The sequence below is a fragment of the Pantoea sp. X-Soil-ISGK-259 genome (genome assembly GCF_059730705.1).
In genome coordinates, this window is record NZ_AP035986.1 from 367,111 (window position 1) to 384,363 (window position 17,253).

The 17,253-nt window shown below is 56.8% G+C and carries 16 protein-coding genes; 9 read left to right on the top strand and 7 right to left on the bottom strand.

The features are described from left to right. Positions 1 to 45: 45 nt before the first annotated feature. Positions 46 to 1,137: an ABC transporter ATP-binding protein gene (locus AC6I77_RS01630; RefSeq protein WP_008926639.1), complete on the bottom strand. Its 1,092-nt coding sequence runs from the start codon at positions 1,135 to 1,137 to the stop codon at positions 46 to 48. Positions 1,138 to 1,149: 12 nt separating this feature from the next. Next, positions 1,150 to 1,749 (bottom strand): GNAT family N-acetyltransferase, encoded by a 600-nt coding sequence (locus tag AC6I77_RS01635; RefSeq protein ID WP_039660638.1) that lies wholly within the window; start codon positions 1,747 to 1,749, stop codon positions 1,150 to 1,152. 550 nt (positions 1,750 to 2,299) lie between these two features. Here AC6I77_RS01635 and AC6I77_RS01640 point away from each other — a divergent pair. The 4 genes from AC6I77_RS01640 (at position 2,300) to AC6I77_RS01655 (ending at position 6,811) form a co-directional block, all read left to right on the top strand. Continuing rightward, positions 2,300 to 3,631, top strand: a complete 1,332-nt coding sequence (locus AC6I77_RS01640) for an extracellular solute-binding protein (RefSeq protein ID WP_003855662.1) — start codon at positions 2,300 to 2,302, stop codon at positions 3,629 to 3,631. A gap of 57 nt (positions 3,632 to 3,688) precedes the next feature. Continuing rightward, positions 3,689 to 4,561 (top strand): carbohydrate ABC transporter permease, encoded by an 873-nt coding sequence (locus tag AC6I77_RS01645; RefSeq protein ID WP_003855659.1) that lies wholly within the window; start codon positions 3,689 to 3,691, stop codon positions 4,559 to 4,561. Beyond that, positions 4,561 to 5,376: a carbohydrate ABC transporter permease gene (locus tag AC6I77_RS01650; protein ID WP_003855657.1), complete on the top strand. Its 816-nt coding sequence runs from the start codon at positions 4,561 to 4,563 to the stop codon at positions 5,374 to 5,376. Before AC6I77_RS01645 ends, AC6I77_RS01650 begins: the two co-directional genes overlap by 1 nt. 103 nt (positions 5,377 to 5,479) lie before the next feature. Further along, positions 5,480 to 6,811, top strand: a complete 1,332-nt coding sequence (locus AC6I77_RS01655) for a glycoside hydrolase family 28 protein (protein WP_008926641.1) — start codon at positions 5,480 to 5,482, stop codon at positions 6,809 to 6,811. A 1-nt stretch (position 6,812) separates the two neighbouring features. Here the strand turns inward: AC6I77_RS01655 and AC6I77_RS01660 are convergent, their stop codons facing one another. Further along, positions 6,813 to 7,883, bottom strand: a complete 1,071-nt coding sequence (locus tag AC6I77_RS01660; RefSeq protein WP_008926642.1) for a tartrate dehydrogenase — start codon at positions 7,881 to 7,883, stop codon at positions 6,813 to 6,815. A 64-nt stretch (positions 7,884 to 7,947) separates the two neighbouring features. On the opposite strand from AC6I77_RS01660, the gene AC6I77_RS01665 reads away from it, so the two are divergent. Together AC6I77_RS01665 and AC6I77_RS01670 are read left to right on the top strand one after the other, a co-directional pair. Further along, a complete protein-coding gene (locus AC6I77_RS01665; RefSeq protein ID WP_008926643.1) occupies positions 7,948 to 8,886 on the top strand; it encodes a LysR family transcriptional regulator in 939 nt (312 codons plus the stop codon). A gap of 201 nt (positions 8,887 to 9,087) precedes the next feature. Next, positions 9,088 to 10,182, top strand: coding sequence for a YncE family protein (locus AC6I77_RS01670; protein WP_105099497.1), 1,095 nt, complete (start codon positions 9,088 to 9,090; stop codon positions 10,180 to 10,182). 29 nt (positions 10,183 to 10,211) lie between these two features. On the opposite strand, the gene AC6I77_RS01675 is transcribed toward AC6I77_RS01670, so the two are convergent. The 4 genes from AC6I77_RS01675 to AC6I77_RS01690 form a co-directional block, all read right to left on the bottom strand. Next, positions 10,212 to 10,505, bottom strand: a complete 294-nt coding sequence (locus AC6I77_RS01675) for a DUF1330 domain-containing protein (RefSeq protein WP_008926645.1) — start codon at positions 10,503 to 10,505, stop codon at positions 10,212 to 10,214. A gap of 10 nt (positions 10,506 to 10,515) precedes the next feature. Next, on the bottom strand, positions 10,516 to 11,379 hold the full coding sequence (gene yghU, locus AC6I77_RS01680) for a glutathione-dependent disulfide-bond oxidoreductase (protein WP_003855644.1): 864 nt from the start codon (positions 11,377 to 11,379) through the stop codon (positions 10,516 to 10,518). A 217-nt stretch (positions 11,380 to 11,596) separates the two neighbouring features. Beyond that, positions 11,597 to 12,475 carry a sugar phosphate isomerase/epimerase family protein gene (locus AC6I77_RS01685; RefSeq protein WP_003855643.1) on the bottom strand — a complete coding sequence of 293 codons (879 nt, stop codon included), beginning with the start codon at positions 12,473 to 12,475 and terminating at the stop codon, positions 11,597 to 11,599. 18 nt (positions 12,476 to 12,493) lie between these two features. Continuing rightward, positions 12,494 to 13,537: a Gfo/Idh/MocA family protein gene (locus AC6I77_RS01690; RefSeq protein WP_008926646.1), complete on the bottom strand. Its 1,044-nt coding sequence runs from the start codon at positions 13,535 to 13,537 to the stop codon at positions 12,494 to 12,496. A 327-nt stretch (positions 13,538 to 13,864) separates the two neighbouring features. Between AC6I77_RS01690 and AC6I77_RS01695 the strand changes: the two genes are divergently transcribed. The 3 genes from AC6I77_RS01695 (at position 13,865) to AC6I77_RS01705 (ending at position 17,138) form a co-directional block, all read left to right on the top strand. Next, positions 13,865 to 14,890 carry a LacI family DNA-binding transcriptional regulator gene (locus AC6I77_RS01695; RefSeq protein ID WP_008926647.1) on the top strand — a complete coding sequence of 342 codons (1,026 nt, stop codon included), beginning with the start codon at positions 13,865 to 13,867 and terminating at the stop codon, positions 14,888 to 14,890. A 150-nt stretch (positions 14,891 to 15,040) separates the two neighbouring features. Next, positions 15,041 to 15,958 carry a TIM barrel protein gene (locus AC6I77_RS01700; RefSeq protein ID WP_008926648.1) on the top strand — a complete coding sequence of 306 codons (918 nt, stop codon included), beginning with the start codon at positions 15,041 to 15,043 and terminating at the stop codon, positions 15,956 to 15,958. A 10-nt stretch (positions 15,959 to 15,968) separates the two neighbouring features. After that, positions 15,969 to 17,138 (top strand): Gfo/Idh/MocA family protein, encoded by a 1,170-nt coding sequence (locus tag AC6I77_RS01705; RefSeq protein WP_003855639.1) that lies wholly within the window; start codon positions 15,969 to 15,971, stop codon positions 17,136 to 17,138. Positions 17,139 to 17,253: the final 115 nt, after the last annotated feature.

Below are 17,253 nucleotides of genomic sequence, written 5' to 3' on the forward strand. Positions count from 1 at the left end.
TAAAAAAACGGGCGCTGCGGCGCCCGTTTTTGTTTCCACGCGTCCTTAGCGCAGGCGCATTCCCTGCTCATCAAACAGCAGGCAGTGCGCGGCAGAAAAGCCCAGTTCAACCTGGGTTCCGAGCTCGCGCGTCGTCGCCTCGCGCTCTTCCACGACCAGCATCTGTTCACGCCCGATATCCAGGTAGAGATAGTTGGTGTGACCCAGCATCTCGCCATAAGCCAGCTCGCCGTGAAAGCGCAATGCGTCCGGCGTCTGCGCGGCAGGCTGGAAATGTTCAGGACGAATGCCCAGCGTGACGGTTTGTCCCTCGCGGCAGTCGGCGGCGATTTTCAGCACCAGCCCCTCAATCTTCAGTTCCGGCACCCGCAGTTGCACTTCCCCCGCGCCCGTGGCGCTGATTTCCGCCCGCAGAAAGTTCATTTTTGGTGAGCCGATAAAACCGGCGACAAACAGATTATCCGGGTCGTGATAAAGCGTCAGCGGTGCACCGACCTGCTCAATGCGGCCCTGACGCAGCACCACGATGCGGTCAGCCAGCGTCATTGCCTCCAGCTGATCGTGGGTGACATAAATCATGGTGTTGCCAAGCGAGGCGTGCAGCCGGGCAATCTCAATGCGCATCTGCAGGCGCAGCTCTGCATCAAGGTTAGAGAGTGGCTCATCAAACAGGAAGATGCGCGGATGACGGATAATCGCCCGGCCAATTGCCACGCGCTGCCGCTGTCCGCCAGAGAGCGCACGCGGCAGGCGGTCGAGCAGTTCGGTGAGATGCAGGCGGGCGGCCGTCTGGGCTATCGCCTCGTTAATCTCCGCTTTGGACTTTTTCATTACCTCCAGCGGATACGCCAGGTTGCCGCGCACCGTCATGTTGGGGTAGAGCGCATAAGACTGAAACACCATCGCGATGCCGCGCTCAGTGGCGGGCTGCTGTGTCATGTCCTGCTCCTCAATCAGCAACTGCCCGCTGCTGATCTCCTCCAGCCCGGCGATCATCCGCAGCAGCGTCGACTTGCCGCAGCCAGATGGCCCAACAAACACGACAAATTCGCCACTGTTTATCGTCAGATCGATGCCATGAATGACATTGACGTGTTCATACGACTTCTTCACATTCTGCAAGCGCAGGCTGGTCATCGGCTACCTCACTCAGAGTAACTGGCCCATGTAGATGGCATTGCTGCGCATGATTGGGGTAAACCCCATGCGCGCATAGAAGGCACAAACCTGCTCGTTCTGCAGGCTGACGCCAAGATGAACACCACTGACGCCAGCAGCGCGGAGCGCCGCCAGTTCATGCTCAATCATCCGGCGACCCCAGCCGCCTTTCTGTGCCGCCGGCAGCAGGTTGATATGCAGATGAGCAGGCCACTGCGTCACCAGGATCTCAGCGGCCTGGTCGGGATGGCGTATTGAATCGAGCACTTTGCTGTCGAGCGGGGCACTGGCGCTGCGATCGCGATATTTCTCCTGCAACTGCGGCCACCATTCGGCCTGAAGCTGCGCTTCAAACGCGCGGGTATCCGGCGCGGCGACCACGTAACCCTGCACCTCACCGTCCTGCTCCAGTACAAAAGCAAAGTCCGGCGCAAAATGCGCATAGGGCACGGCAAAACGCTGGCCGGGATAGTCAGGATCGGAGTAGAGCGCGCGGGCATCGCCGCCCGCATCGGCTGTTTCCAGGCAGATGCGGTAGAGCGCCGGGTAGTCCGCCGGTGTGGCCGGACGAATGACACCTTGATTCGCCATGGTGAGTTCTCGTGAGTGAGGGAACCGGTCAGGGATTGAACAGCTCCGCAGGTAAAAGTTACGTTAATGAAAGTGGACTTAGTTTTCAAGATAGAATAATTACCTTATCGCACTAACGCAGGCGGTTCGGCAATGTTTACCGGCATCGGGATGCACAACTGTGATCGCCAACACGCCCGGAACAGGGCGGCTGGCGGCAGATTCACGGCCGGTCAAAAGAGAAAAGTGTGAGCGTGATAGGATTTTCATATGTTTTATCAGGACGTTATTTTGCGATTATTCCTCTGGCATCTCCTGCTGCAGAAAAAGTGGCTGGCGACGTGCCGCCACGGTTAATGGTGTAAATGCCAGCGCGGCGTGCTGATTTTCACGCCATGTCACTGTTTATTTGCGCGTGCTCACAGCCTGACAATTCGGTCGGCAGGCTGTTTGACTTTATTTTTCTATTAAAGTAAGTATGAGTGAGTGCGTTTGTGTGCGGCTGCAGCCTGCAGGATGTCAGGCGGTGAGATGAAAGGATGCCGACCCTGGTCTGAAGAAGGTGAGCATAATGTCTGTTTCTTCCGTTCGTTCGTTCCGAATTCGCAATGTGGGTCGGCTGCTGGTAGCGGGCCTGCTGGCGGGCAGCGTCTCTCATGCCGCCCACGCTGCTGTCACTCTGAATGAGTGGGATATCTACAACTACCCTGAGCAGACCGCTGCGGTGGATGAAGGGATTAAAGAGTTCTCACAGCAGAATCCCGGCATCGTGATTAACCGCTCGGTTCACTCTTTTGAAGATACCCGTATTCCGCTGAAGCTGGCACTGACTGCCGGTGATGGCCCGCAGATCGCCCAGGTCAACCAGGGCGGCGGCGATATGGGTTCGCTGGTTAAAGATAAGCTGTTGCTGCCGCTCGATAGCTATGCCGCCAGCGACGGCTGGACTACCCGCTTCCCGGACTCGATTCTGAAACGTAACCGCTGGTCAGACAGCGGCGAGTTTGGTAGCGGCAAGCTGTATGGCATCGCCAGCCTGGGCGAAATGGTCGGGCTCTATTACAACAAAGCGGTGCTGGACAAAGCGGGCATTGCGGTGCCGAAAACGCTGGCTGAGCTGGAGAGTGCCATGGCGAAGCTGAAACAGCAGGGCACCGCGCCGATGATGCTCGGCCTGCTGGATGGCAACATGGGCCAGCAACTGCTTAGCACGCTATGGCAGGCGCAGATTGAAAGCCATGACCGCAAGACGCTGGATAATCTGATTTACGATGTGGGCGGCACCTTCAAAGACAGCAAGCTGGTCAATGCCGCCACGATGATGAAGAGCTGGACCGACAAAGGCTACTTCTTCCCTGGCTTCCAGGGCATTGGTCACGACGATGCGGCGACGCTGTTCCAGAACGGTCAGGCTGCGTTCCTGGTCAGCGGCACCTGGTATCTCGGCCAGTTTAAAGACAACAAAGATATTCACTTCGCCGCGATGCCTGCCGGTGAAGGCGTGAAACAGCCGCTGATGGTGGGCGGGACCGATCTGGCGTTCTCAATTACCAGCACCGCCAAAGGCAAAGATCAGCAGGAGGGTGCAGCGAAGTTCATCAACTATATGGTCTCTGATGCCATGGCGAACCGCTGGCTGAAAGTGGGCTTCCTGCCGGCCAGCACGAACAAAGCGGCCAAAATGCCAGCGGATAATCCGCTGCTGGCGGAAGCGTATCAGGTCTGGCTGACGCTCAACGACTACGACGGTTTAGGCCACTACGTGGACTGGGCAACACCGACCATGAACGCCGAGCTGAATCAGAACGTCCAGCTGCTGCTGGCGGGTCGTCAGACCCCCGATCAGATGGTGGTGAATTTTGATAACAACTATCAGCGTTACCTGAAAACCCTGAAGCATTAAGCCGGAGGCCCGGCGAACAGCCGGGCCTGAGCATCGTTCTGAACCACGAGTAGGGTTATGTTGAATTTAAGCAGCTGGCGTAATTTCCTCTATGTTCTGCCTGCGGTGCTGGTCTATGCGGTGTTTCTGCTGTTCCCGCTGCTGGCCTCGCTGGGCATCAGTTTTACCGAATGGGACGGCACCTCACTGCCGGTGTTTAGTGGCATCAGCAACTACATGCGGATGTTCAGCGATCCGGTGTTCTGGATTGCGCTGGGCAATAACGCCATCCTGATGCTGTTCTATACCCTGTTGCCGATTGGCGTCGGCCTGCTGCTCTGCAGCTTTCTGTATGACACGCGCAACAATAACGAACGTAGCGTGCTGCGCATTCTCTTCTTCCTGCCCTATATCATGCCAATGGCGGTGCTGGGTGTAGTATGGCGCTGGCTCTATAACCCGGCGTTTGGCCCCATCGACCAGATATTACGCGCGATCGGATTGCCCCAGCTGGCGCTCTCCTGGCTGGGTGATTTTACCTGGGCGCTGCCCGCTGTCGGTCTGGTCGCGACCTGGTACTTCTTCGGCTTCTGTCTGGTGCTGTTTATGGCAGGCCTGCAGCGTATGGATCCCTCACTGCTGGAAGCCGCCGATCTGGATGGCTCATCGCGCCGTCAGAAATTTATGCGTATTACGTTGCCCGGCCTGCGGCCCGAGCTGCGGATTGCGCTGCTGCTGACGGTGATCGCCAGCCTGAAAGCCTTTGACCTGGTCTATGTGATGACGCAGGGCGGCCCAGGCACCTCCACCATGGTCACCAACATCTTTATGTATAAGCAGGGCTTTGACCTGCACTATTTTGGCTACGCCTCGTCGGTGGCGGTGTTCAGCATGATTATTGTTTTAGGGATCAACTATCTGATTCATCTGGCCTTAAAGGAGCGTTACTGATGCGAAGCACGCCGGTGATTTCACGCGCGCTGATCTGGATCGTGGCGCTGATGACGATTCTGCCGTTTCTGATGGCGCTGATGACCTCGTTTAAAACCCAGATGGAGCTGTTTCAGGGCATCTTCACGCTGCCAGCCTCGCTGAATTTCAAAAACTACGTGACCGCGTGGCAGCAGGGACACTTTAACGTCTACTTCCTCAACTCGGTGCTGGTGGTGATTCCGGTCGTACTGTTCAGCGTGCTGCTGGGTATTCTGGCTGGTTTTGGTTTCGCCTGGCTGAAGATCCCCGGTAAAAAAGTGATTGGGGCGATGCTGGCCCTGGGGATGGTGCTGCCGAGTGAAGCCTTTATCATTCCGCTCTATCACGAGCTGCGCTGGATGGGGCTCACCAACACCTATCTGGCGCTGATCCTGCCGCAAATCGCCCTGTCGCTGCCCTTTACCACGCTGATGATCGCCAGCGCGTTTCAGCAGGTGCCGAAAGAGCTGGTAGAAGCGGCGGTGATGGATGGGGCGTCGCGGGTCAAAATTCTGTGGGGCATTCTGGTGCCGGCAATCTGGCCAACGCTGTCGACGCTGGGGCTGCTGCTGTTTATCTGGACCTGGAACGAGTTTCTGATCCCACTGATTCTGGTCAACAAGGATGAGCTGCGCACGCTGCCGATTGGCATGATGTTTTTCCAGAACAAAAACACCATCGACATTCCGGTGCTGATGGCGGGCGCAATGATTGTGATTATGCCGCTGATCGTGGTGTTTCTGATTTTCCAGCGCAAGTTTATCAGCGGCGTCACTGAAGGGGCCGTGAAGTAATTTGTGATATCCCGCACGAAACGGCGTACTGGCGACCAGACAAAGGTTTCCCGCGCCGTGTCGTGCTGGAATTTCTCCTCCTCAATCCTGCGGGAGACGCATGATGCACCTTTCCCTTGCTGATTTTCATCCTGTCGCCGATGGCGAAACCCCGGACACGGCCGTGCTGCAGCGCGCCATGGATCAGATTGCGGCGGCCGGCGGGGGGCGTCTTACCCTGCCTGCCGGGCGTTATCGCAGCGGCTGCCTGAATCTGCCATCTGATTTTGAACTGCACCTGGAAGCGGGTGCGGTGCTGATCGCCAGTCCGCGGCTGGCTGACTACCAGGCGGTGCAGGCACTCAGCTGTGCTGAGAAGTCCCATAACGTGCTGCTCTATGCGCTGGGCCAGCGCAATATCACTATCAGCGGCACTGGCCGCATCGATGGCGAGGGTGAAGCCTGGTTCGCCGCTGAGCGGGATGAGCAGGGTTATCGCCTGCCGCGTCCTGACCGGCCGCGCATTATCGTGTTTGAAGATTGCGAGCAGGTGACGCTGACCGCCTTTACCATCGTGCAGGCGCCAATGTGGACGGTGCATCTGGTGAGCTGTCGCCATGTGCATATCGACCATCTCACTATCGACAACGCGATGACTATGCCGAATACCGATGCGCTGGATATTGACGGATGCGAGGCGGTGTTTGTCAGCAACAGCTACCTCAGTGCCGCTGATGACGCTATCTGCATTAAAACCACCCACAAACCGGCTGCGCTGCGGCGTCCGGCGCGGCAGATTATGATCACCAACTGCCTGCTTCGCAGTTACAGCTGTGCCTTTAAAATCGGCACCGAAACCTGGGATGATGTGGAAGATGTCACGGTGACCGGCTGCACCATTTTTGATTCCAACCGGGGTATCGGCATTCTGTCGCGTGACGGCGGTGCAATGCGGCGTCTGCTGTTCAGTAACCTGACCTTTGCCTGTCACCATGCGCCGCCCTGTCACTGGGGCAAAGCCGATCCGCTGCATATTTCTGTGCGCCATCGCGATCCCGCCATCACGCCTGGCGTCGTGGAGCAGGTGCAGTTCAGCAACATGACGGGCGTGGCGGAAGGGGCGATTAATCTGCATGCGGCAGAACCGGGCTGGATACGCGATGTGGTTATCAGCCAGCTTCAGATGCGGCAGACCGTGTCGCCGATGACGCAGGGACACTATGACGTGCGACCACCCTGTAACCCCGACTCACCGACCGGCATGGGGCTGGATAACGCCTACAAACTTGACCCGAAAACCGGTGAAGCCTTTGGCGTAGAGCGCTATCCCGGCGGTTTGCCGGGCCTGTTTGCGCGCGGGGTAGAGAACCTGCAACTGCACAACCTGGTGATCAACAGGCCCGCGCCGTTACCGCCAGGCTGGCATGCTGAATGCGTGGTGCAGTTGCCGGACTGATTTACAGCGCGGCGGCGATGGCCGCGCCGAGCTCTTCGGTGCTGGCGTTGCCGCCGAGGTCGCGCGTCAGATGCTCTCCCGCCGCCAGCGTACGTTCAATTGCATTTAACACCGCATCACCCGCCGCTTTGTAGCCGAGATGCTCCAGCATCATCGCCCCACACCAGATCTGCCCGATAGGATTGGCGATGCCTTTGCCTGCGATATCCGGCGCAGAACCGTGAACCGGCTCAAACAGGCTGGGAAACAGGCCTTCCGGGTTAATATTGGCGGAGGGCGCAATGCCAATGGTGCCGGTACAGGCCGGGCCGAGATCGGAGAGGATATCCCCAAACAGGTTGCTGGCCACCACTACATCAAACCAGTCCGGGTGCAGCACGAAGTTGGCGGTAAGAATATCAATATGATACTTGTCGACGCGAACCTCGGGGAACTGGCCGGACATCGCTTCGACGCGGCTGTCCCAGTAAGGCATGGTGATAGCGATGCCGTTGGATTTGGTGGCGGAGGTCAGGTGCTTCTTCGGCCGGCTCTGCGCCAGCTGATAAGCAAACTTCAGGATGCGGTCAACACCAGTGCGCGTCATCACCGTCTCCTGAATCACCACTTCACGGTCGGTGCCAGGGAACATGGTGCCACCCACGCTGGAGTATTCACCTTCGGTGTTTTCACGCACCACATAGAAGTCGATGTCGCCAGGCTGACGGTTTGCCAGCGGCGCTTTCACCCCTGGCATCAGTCGCACCGGACGCAGATTGACGTACTGGTCGAACTCACGGCGGAACTGTAGCAGCGAGCCCCACAGTGAAACGTGGTCGGGCACCACATCGGGCCAGCCGACCGCGCCAAAATAGATCGCGTCAAAGGCTTTCAGCTGCGGAAACCAGTCGTCAGGCAGCATTTTGCCATGCTGCTGCCAGTAGTCAGCGCTGGCGTAATCGAACCACTCCCAGCGCAGCGGAATGTTAAATTTCTCAGCAGCCGCATTCATTACACGGACGCCTTCCGGCATCACTTCTTTGCCGATGCCATCGCCAGGGATCACAGCAATAGAGTAGATTTTATCAGTCACAGGGCACCTTTCCGGTTGATGTTCGAATTGTGTACGCAGTATAACTGTCGATTCCGGGGAAATAATGAGCCTGAAAGGCAATCCATTGTTGAATCAAAGTAGAGAATCCCGCACCTCCACTGATGACTTAGCCTTCTTTGTTCGCCTGGCCGCGCTGGATAGTCTGACTGCGGCGGCGCGCGAACTGGGCCTGTCACTGGCAGCGGTAAGCAAACGTCTGAGCCAGCTGGAGCAGCGCCTTGGTGTGCAATTGCTGCGCCGCACCACACGCCGGCTGGAACTGACGCCGGAAGGCCGCCGTTATCTGGCGGGCGCGCGTCCGCTGCTGGATCAGCTTGCGGCGCTGGAAGAGGCGGTCAGCGGTGAAACAGCCCAGCTGCGCGGCACCCTCAACATCAACGCCTCCTTTGGTTTTGGCCGTCGCCATATCGCGCCCTGCGTCTCGGCTTTTGCCGCGCTGCATCCGCAGCTCTCACTGTCGTTACAACTCAGCAGCCAGCCGCTTAATTTTCTTGATGCGCACATGGATATCGATATCCGCGTTGGGGAGCCGCCTGACTCGCGGCTGGTGGCACGTAAGCTGCGAACCAATCCGCGTATCCTCTGCTGTTCGCCCGCCTATGCTGCCCGGCACGGCCTGCCTGCCACTGTGCGCGATCTGGCGCAGCACAACTGCATTTTACTGCGTCAGCACGACAGCGATTTTACCCTGTGGCGGCTGACCTGCGGTGAACAGAGCATCAGCCAGAAAGTGCGCGGCAGCCTGATCACCAACGATGGTGAAGTAGCGATGCGGCTGGCGATGGATGGACATGGCATTCTGCTGCGTTCCTGGTGGGATGCGCAACACAGCCTGGCTGCGGGCGAATTGTTGCCGGTGCTACCGGACTGGCAGGCACCTGATGGTGATATCTTTGCGGTCTGGCAGGCGCAACGCCAGCTTCCGGCTCGTATTACCGCGTTTGTGGCGTTTTTGCAGAATAATCTTCAGGTTGTTGATTAGTCGAGGTTATAAATTGAGTGACGGGCACAGAAAAGCGCCTGTGGACAATAAATATACCGCATTAAGCTGATTCGGTTGCTTCAGGGTGCCGTTGCGTTTACACCCTTTTTAGTGATGCGTATGATTCTCATTCTTTTTCTTCCCTGCCTGCCCGCTGTGTTGCGGCCTGCCGGGAGCAGCAGATGGATAGGGGAGTTAACTATGAAAGCGTTGTTCAGCTCGCGTAAAGCGGCACTCGCACTGGCGATAGTCACCACCTTCAGCCTGACGGCGTGCCAGATGAGAGCGAAAAAAGTGGATGGCAATGCGCTGATGGTGATGCAGCCCTCCAGCCCCGACAATCTGATTCAGCGCGAGCTGGGCGACGGATTATATGAGATGGCGTATCTGCCCGCCAAAAATACGCTCTATGTGGCCAGTGCGCCCGAGGGCAAGGATATCAGTGGCGGTATGATCTATCGTCTTGATGGCACCACGCTGCAAAGCACCGGGGCGGGGCATTACGATCTGAAAAATGCGGGTCTGAGCAGTGGACAGGATGGCAGCGCGCTTTACACCACCCAATCAGTGGATGGTGGCATCGCTAAGATCGATCCCGATACCGGCAACGTGCTGAAGCGCCTGATGTTTGACGAGAAGAATGAGAAAGGATCGCCGGTGAAAACCCGCGAGATCTTTCTGCATGACGGGCTGCTCTATGTCGGCGGCGCAGACGAACCTGGCGTGATCTGGGTCGTTGATGCGAAAACCCTGACGCTGAAAGCCCGGATTAAAAATGCTGGCAAAGGTGTTACAGGCATTATCTTCTCGCCAGTCAGCGATCGCATTTATGCGGCGAACGGCAGCGGTGAAATCCTGGTGATCAATCCGCGCAATCACAAAATCGAGCAGCGCCTGACGGCAGGTGATGGGCAGGACACTCAGTTCCTGAATATGGCAGAAGATCCGGCAACCGGTCGCCTGTTTGTCACGGATAACGCCAAAGAGAAAAATACCCTGGTGTTTGATGAGCGCAGCGGCAAGGTGATTCAGCGCCTTGATCCAGGCGATTCAGTGGGGATTAAGTTTAACGGTAAGCGCAATGAGATTTATATCAGCCAGCGCGAATCGAAGAAGGTGCTGCAGCTGGATGGCACCACGTATGAAGTGAAAAACAGCTGGTCGTTTGAGGGGCATCCAGAAAGCCTGCTGGTCTCACCGGACGGCCAGACACTGTATGTGACTCTGAAGCAGGGCTTCAATGACGACCACAGCCATCAGCTTCTGGATGGCGTGGCGCGTATCACGCTGCAATAAAAAAGGCGGCATCGCTGCCGCCTGAAGTCTTACTTAGCTACACCCTCGACCAGCACCACGCGATAGTTCGCGCCTTTCAGACGGTGCGCTTTGGCAGCCTGATATTCCGGGCTGTCATACCATGCATGTGCTTCTTCACGGCTCGCGAATTCCAGAATTACCACACCTTCTGCTTCCTGACCTTCCAGCGTTTCCAGCTCGCCATAAAAGGCGAGAGGGTTGATCTGATGATCGCCGCGCGCCTGGCCCGCTTTCTCGGCGTAGATCGCCATTTCGTCCGGGTTCAGGGTGTTATCACGAATAAATACAACGTATGCACTCACAGGTCTCTCCTTACGCTTTTTTATCCTGGGTTTTGGTATCGAAGTCAGCCGCATCATGACGCTCATGCAGCTGATCGGCCGGGTCGCCCATGACGCGGTTGACCTTGCGGCCACGAATAACGGCAGGACGCTGTGCGATCTCTTTCGCCCAGCGAACCACATTTTTATAGGACTGCACATCCAGGAATTCGGCTGCGCCATACTGGTCATTCAGCACCATGTTGCCGTACCACGGCCAGGTGGCGATGTCAGCGATGGTGTAGTCATCACCCGCCAGATAGCGGTTATCAGCCAGCCGACGATCCAGCACATCAAACTGACGCTTCGCTTCCAGTGTGAAGCGGTTGATGGCGTACTCAATTTTTTCTGGCGCGTAGTGATAGAAATGACCGAAACCGCCGCCGAGATAAGGCGCTGAGCCTTGCAGCCAGAACAGCCAGTTCAGGGTTTCAGTACGGCCAGCGATATCTTTCGGCAGGAAGTAGCCAAACTTTTCCGCCAGATAGAGCAGAATATTGCCGGATTCAAATACCCGAATCGGCGGCGTTGCGGAGTGGTCGCTCAGCGCAGGGATTTTCGAGTTCGGGTTCACATCGACAAAACCGCTGGAGAACTGATCACCTTCGCCGATACGGATCAGCCAGGCATCATATTCAGCATCGTTGACGTTAAGTGCCAGCAGCTCTTCCAGCAGGATGGTGACTTTCTGGCCGTTAGGCGTGCCGAGCGAATAGAGCTGTAAAGGATGTTTACCGACCGGCAACGCTTTTTCATGGGTGGGACCTGCGAACGGACGATTAGTTTTCGCGCCGTTACCTTTGGCTTCAGGGTCCCAGGTCCAGACTTTTGCGGGCTGATATGCATTTTCCGACATAATGAAAGTTCGCCTTATGGTGTGGTATTGGTCTGGAGTGTAGCAGGTGCTGCAAAGGGGGTTTAACTCTGCTGGCTGTGCGAGGGTGTGCTAAAACGGGGCGAGCTCAGGCGGGTCGCGGCATCAGAGAAAAGTGAATAAAAGTGTGTCAGGCGGGGCGTTTGTTGTCCTGAACAGACATTACCGTGCAGCCAGCCATGACTGCACGGCAGGTCGGTTACAGCAGTTCGCGCTCAATCAGTTCGCGGGTTTCAATCGCCTGAACTTTCATCTTTTCCGGATAGCCAAACAGAGACGCTGCGATGATCGGTTCACCGCCGACTTTATGGGTGCGGGTAGCAAAGCCGGTGTCGCGCAGCGTTTTGAACAGGGTATCGAAGTCCACTTCGCCTTCGCCCACGCCAACATGCTGGTGGATGGTGGCATCCACGCCTGGCGGGTTAACGATATAGCGACAGTGTTTTGTATGGTTCATGGTATCGGCGATCAGCATGTGCGACAGATCGTCACCCGCGTACTCCAGCATCGGTTTCACATCCCCTTTGCCTTTGTCATAGAAGAAAGTGTGTGGCGCGCTGTAGATATACTTTACGTTATCGCTGCGGAACGACTTCACGATATCCACGGTTTCGTTGTTCTCTTCGCAGAAATCCCACGGATGCGCCTGAATTTCGACGCGGATGCCTTCACGTTCGATGATCGGCAACAGCTCTTCCATTGAGCGATAGAACATCTCTTCACAGATTTCCGGTTCGTTAGGGGTGCCGGAGAGTTCGGTGTTAATCACCTGCACACCCATCTCAACCGCAATCTCAATCATCCGCTTCCAGTTCTTCACCGCTGCCTGACGGCGCAGCTCATCCGGACCTGACCATCGGTAAACAACGATAAACGAGGAGATCTCCAGCCCGGTGGCGCTTAACGCATTTTTATACTCGGTGATGATTTCACGGCTGGCTTTAGGATGTTTATAAAACGGGTTGATCTGCGGATGTGGCGACTGTTCGATATATTTGTATCCCCAGTCGGCCACCTGATGAACCATACGGGTGATGCCTAAATCTTTGATTACATCCACATCAAAAGCGATTTTCATCTTTCTGCTCCAGGCACATTAAAGTTGCTGTTCTTCATTGAAGGTGATGCCAATCTGCTGCCTGACGTTGTCCATCGCAGCCAGGGTGATAATCGCCTGGTCAAGCGAATGGACAGGGGAGTCGGTCAGGTTCTGGCCGATACACCAGGCGAAGTGGTTAATTTCATGGCTGAGCTGTTCATACCGATTAGTGGGTTCCTGCCATTGCAGGCGGTGACACCGGTCGCTGGAGGTCAGGGTAAAATCACCAGGCGCATAGAACTGGCCCGCCAGCTCCAGCGTGGCGTCGCGACCGGCGATCACCGCACAGCCTGGCGTGTTGCTGAACAGCGTGGTATTCAGCAACGATTGCATGCCGTGCCGATGGGTAAACAGCATCGACGTCTGACCGTTAACGCGGCCATTCGGGACGGGCTGACCACGGGCGACGATCGTTTCAGGCGCACCGCCGCCCACAAACACACTCAGCGCCACCAGATAACTGCCGAGGTCAAGCATTGGGCCGCCCGCCAGGTCGGCATTGAAAATGCGATGATCCGGCGTGAAAAACTCACCATGATCGGCAATCAGGGTGTGGACCTCACCGGGTACGCCATCCTCCAGCAACTGACGGATGACGTCATACTTCGGCGTGAAGTTGCACCACATCGCCTCCATGCAGAGCAGGTTCGCGGCAGCGGCGGCCTGTTTAAGCTGCGTTGCCTGCTGCGCATTCAGCGCCAGCGGCTTTTCAATCAGCAGAGGCTTTCCGGCGGCAATCGCGCGCAGACCATCGGGGAAATGGTGGTTGTGAGGCGTAGCGATATAGACCGCATCAACATCCTCCCGCGCCAGCAGCGCATCCAGGCTGTCTGTGGCATGGCCGATTGCCCATTTGTCGGCAAAGGCCTGCGCTTTTGCCGGGTCACGTGCGGCGACTGCCGTGATCTGCTGCCGGGTATGCCGACGCAGCGCATGGGCAAAATGATCGGCTATCCAGCCTGGCCCGATAATGCCCCAGCGCAGTCGTGGAACCTGGCTGGCATCCGTTATGCGTGGAGCCGGAAGCGTTGAAGGGAACATAGCTTTTCCTTTTTTACGTACGGGCAGGTGGTGCTCAGGACTCCACTATAGAAAGCCCGCCGTCGTCGCTCTAACCTTTTGATGATGTGATCCCATCAACCGAATCGGTGTGGGATTTTTATCCGTTTTAGCAAATAGATGTTTTGAAGAGAATGCAGAAAGAAATGAATGTTTCATTTTGAGAGGGTGATCAAGGTTAGCACTGATTTTCTATCAAAAAAATGAGAGGAAATGGCCGTGTCACGATAAAGTGTTGATGGCTTATTTAACAGAATCTAAAAGCGTAGCCGTCAGCTAACGCTACCGATAGCAGCAGGGAGAAGGATAATGTCTAAAGTGACGATGACCGCGATCGCGCAGGCGGCGGGCGTGGGTGTGGCGACGGTAGACCGGGTGCTGAACCGCCGTGCGCCGGTTCGCAGCGTGACTGAACAGAAAGTGCTGGCGGCGGCGCGCGAGCTGGGTTATCGCCTGACGCAGGCACACAGTCAGGCCATCCCGACCCTGGCAGAGACTCCACTGCGCGTGAGCTTTATCCTGCTGCCTGCCCGCTATTCATTTTATCAGCAACTGGGCGAAGCGCTGAATCAGCAGCTTAAGATGCAGCAGCCACAGGGCCGCGAACCTGAATTCTGCTGGCATGACATTCACGAAGTGGACGCGGTGGCGCAGTCGCTGCGTCAGCTGGCTCAGCGCAGCGATGTGATTGCGCTGGTGGCGCTGGACCATCCGCTGATTCGTCACGCCATTCAGGATGTGTCACGACTGGGCGTACGAGTCTACGCGCTGTTCTCCGATTTCTCGCCCTGTGAGCATGCGGGGTTTATCGGCATTGATAATCAAAAAGCGGGGCGCACTGCCGCATGGATGGCGCAGCATCTGCTGCGTGAGCCGGGATGCGTCGGAGTACTGCTGGGCGATCACCGCTTTACCTGCCAGGAGAGCAGCGAGATCAGTTTTCGCTCCTATCTGCGTGAGTCGGGCATCCGTCAGCGGGTACTGGAACCGTTAAAGACTTTTGAGTCGTCAGAGGGTGGCTATCAGGCAACCCGCCAACTGCTGGAGACCCATGATGATCTGGTGATGATTTATGCGCCCTGCGGCGGCATAGAGGGTGTGGTGCGGGCACTGCGTGAGAGCGGGCGCCGGGAGATCGACCTGCTGTGCCACGGTCCGCTGCCGGGTGATGAACTGGCGCTGATTGACGGCACCATCACGCTGATGCTGCGTCATCGCCTTGATGCCATGGCAGAGGCGGTCATACATACCTGTCTCCACAGCCGATCGGAGCAGCACGACCATTTTGCGCAGGTCACCGTGCCGTTTGAGATCGTGACGCGTGAAAACCTGTAAAAAGAGCAGGTTAGCCTATATTTGATAGTAATCTATCATTTATCGCAATTTTTAAACGCGATCTCTATCAAAAAATGAAACTTTCACTGTTGTCCAGGATGAAATTTTTATTTGATACTGCCCGCAGTTCTCACTGCACAGGCAGATATCATGACCTTTCATATTGCTAATGCGCCCTGTAGCTGGGGCGTGGATGATCCCGCTAATCCCTGGCTACCGCCGTTTCACAAAGTCCTGACCGAGGCCGCGCAGGCTGGCTACCCCAGCATCGAACTCGGCCCCTGGGGTTATCTGCCAGTGAATGCCGATGAGCTGACCCGGCAGCTTAATGCCCACTCGCTTTCGCTGGTGGCGGGGACGATTTTTGATGATTTAGTCAGTGAGGCGCATTTTCCGGCGCTGGTGACGCTGACTCACAATCTGTGTCGCACGCTCGCCAGCGTGCCGACAGCCGCCAGAACACCTGGAGCCAGCGCGCCTTATCTTGTGATCATCGACTTCGGCAATCCGGAGCGGGCGAAATATGCGGGTCAGTCAGAAAAAGCGCCACGCCTTTCCGCGGATGACTGGCAGTGCATGATGCAGCACATCACTATTCTGAGCGAGATTGCCTGGCAGGAGTATGGCGTGCGGCCGGTGATCCATCCGCATGCGGGCGGCTGCATTGAGTTTGCTGATGAGCTGGCGCAGCTGGTTTCTGACATTCCGCATGACGTCGCCGGTTTATGCCTGGATACCGGCCATCTCTATTACGCCGGAATGGATCCCGTTGCGTCGCTGGAGCAGTACTGGTCGCGCATCGATTACCTTCATTTTAAAGACGTCAACCAGCAGATCTGGCGTGACGCGCGCTCTCGCGGACTCGACTTTTTCACCGCCTGCGCGCAGGGCGTGATGTGTCCGCTCGGGCAGGGCGCAATCGACTATCCGGCGGTGCGTAATCTGCTGACTGAGCGTAATTATCAGGGCTGGATCACCATCGAACAGGAGCGTGATCCGCGCCATGCCGACACCAGCCTGCGGGATGTTAAAGCCAGTCTGGACTATCTCCGATCAACAGGATTCTGAGGACAACAGCATGATTAACGGTAAAAAAGCGGCTAATCGCTCACTTCGCTGGGGCATGATCGGTGGCGGCGGCACCAGTCAGATTGGTTATATCCATCGTTCGGCGGCACAGCGTGACGGTAACTTTGTGCTGCTGGCGGGCGCGTTTGATCTTGATGCGGTACGTGGGCGCGAGTTCGGTCAGGCGCTGGGTGTGGCACCTGAACGCTGTTATCCCGATTATGCCAGCCTGTTCGCCGGGGAAGCAGGGCGCGAAGATGGCATAGAAGCGGTGTCGATCGCCACACCTAACAATACCCATTTCGCCATCTGTCGGGCGGCACTCAATGCCGGGCTACATGTTGTATGCGAGAAGCCGCTCTGTTTTACGGTCGAAGAGGCCGATGAGCTGGAGCAGCTAAGTCGTGAGAAGCAGAAAATTATTGGCGTCACTTATGGTTATGCCGGGCATCAGTTGGTTCATCAGGCCAGAGAGATGATTGCCGAAGGGGCCCTGGGAGAGATCCGCATCGTGAATATGCAGTTTGCTCATGGCTTCCATAATGAAGCGGTGGAGCTACAGAGTGAAAGCACCCGCTGGCGGGTCGATCCGCGTTTTGTTGGCCCGAGTTACGTGTTAGGCGATCTGGCGACGCATCCGCTATTTATCGCTGAAACGATGTTGCCGCAGTTAAAAGTGACGCGTCTGCTCTGTTCCCGCCAGAGCTTTGTCACGTCGCGTGCACCACTGGAGGATAACGCCTTTGTGATGATGGAGTATGACAACGGCGCGGTCGGCACGCTCTGGGCGTCGGCGGTAAATGCCGGATCGATGCATGGGCAGAAGATCCGCGTGGTTGGATCGAAAGCCAGTCTGGAGTGGTGGGATGAGCAGCCAAACCAGCTGCGATACGAAGTGCAGGGCGAACCCGTGCGGATTCTGGAGCGCGGCATGGGCTATCTCAGCCCGCGCGCGCTGGAAGAGGACCGCATTGGCGGAGGGCACTCCGAGGGATTATTTGAAGCCTGGTCGAATCTTTATCGCCGCTTCGCACTGGCTATGGATGCGACCGATCGCCACGACTCTGCCTTCCTTGAGGATTTCTGGTATCCCGATGTGCATGCCGGATTAGCGGGCGTGCGCTGGGTGGCGCAATGCGTGAAATCAGCGGACGCCGGAGCGGTGTGGGTGGCGTGCTGAAGCGAATATAACGTGAGCGAGCAGACTTTACGGCTGCGGTATAAAGTTAAGCGCTATCTCCTGTGACTGAGCATAAACCGGTTGGATCCGGGCCAGACAGCCCGTATTGGCCGGT

Coding starts and splice junctions, on each gene's coding strand:
- yghU (WP_003855644.1), bottom strand. CDS start 11,379: ATGTCGGAAAATGCATATCAGCCCGCAAAAGTCTGGACCTGGGACCCT.
- AC6I77_RS01640 (WP_003855662.1), top strand. CDS start 2,300: ATGTCTGTTTCTTCCGTTCGTTCGTTCCGAATTCGCAATGTGGGTCGG.
- AC6I77_RS01705 (WP_003855639.1), top strand. CDS start 15,969: ATGATTAACGGTAAAAAAGCGGCTAATCGCTCACTTCGCTGGGGCATG.
- AC6I77_RS01645 (WP_003855659.1), top strand. CDS start 3,689: ATGTTGAATTTAAGCAGCTGGCGTAATTTCCTCTATGTTCTGCCTGCG.
- AC6I77_RS01690 (WP_008926646.1), bottom strand. CDS start 13,537: ATGTTCCCTTCAACGCTTCCGGCTCCACGCATAACGGATGCCAGCCAG.
- AC6I77_RS01670 (WP_105099497.1), top strand. CDS start 9,088: ATGAAAGCGTTGTTCAGCTCGCGTAAAGCGGCACTCGCACTGGCGATA.
- AC6I77_RS01665 (WP_008926643.1), top strand. CDS start 7,948: ATGAGCCTGAAAGGCAATCCATTGTTGAATCAAAGTAGAGAATCCCGC.
- AC6I77_RS01695 (WP_008926647.1), top strand. CDS start 13,865: ATGTCTAAAGTGACGATGACCGCGATCGCGCAGGCGGCGGGCGTGGGT.
- AC6I77_RS01650 (WP_003855657.1), top strand. CDS start 4,561: ATGCGAAGCACGCCGGTGATTTCACGCGCGCTGATCTGGATCGTGGCG.
- AC6I77_RS01685 (WP_003855643.1), bottom strand. CDS start 12,475: ATGAAAATCGCTTTTGATGTGGATGTAATCAAAGATTTAGGCATCACC.
- AC6I77_RS01700 (WP_008926648.1), top strand. CDS start 15,041: ATGACCTTTCATATTGCTAATGCGCCCTGTAGCTGGGGCGTGGATGAT.
- AC6I77_RS01635 (WP_039660638.1), bottom strand. CDS start 1,749: ATGGCGAATCAAGGTGTCATTCGTCCGGCCACACCGGCGGACTACCCG.
- AC6I77_RS01655 (WP_008926641.1), top strand. CDS start 5,480: ATGCACCTTTCCCTTGCTGATTTTCATCCTGTCGCCGATGGCGAAACC.
- AC6I77_RS01630 (WP_008926639.1), bottom strand. CDS start 1,137: ATGACCAGCCTGCGCTTGCAGAATGTGAAGAAGTCGTATGAACACGTC.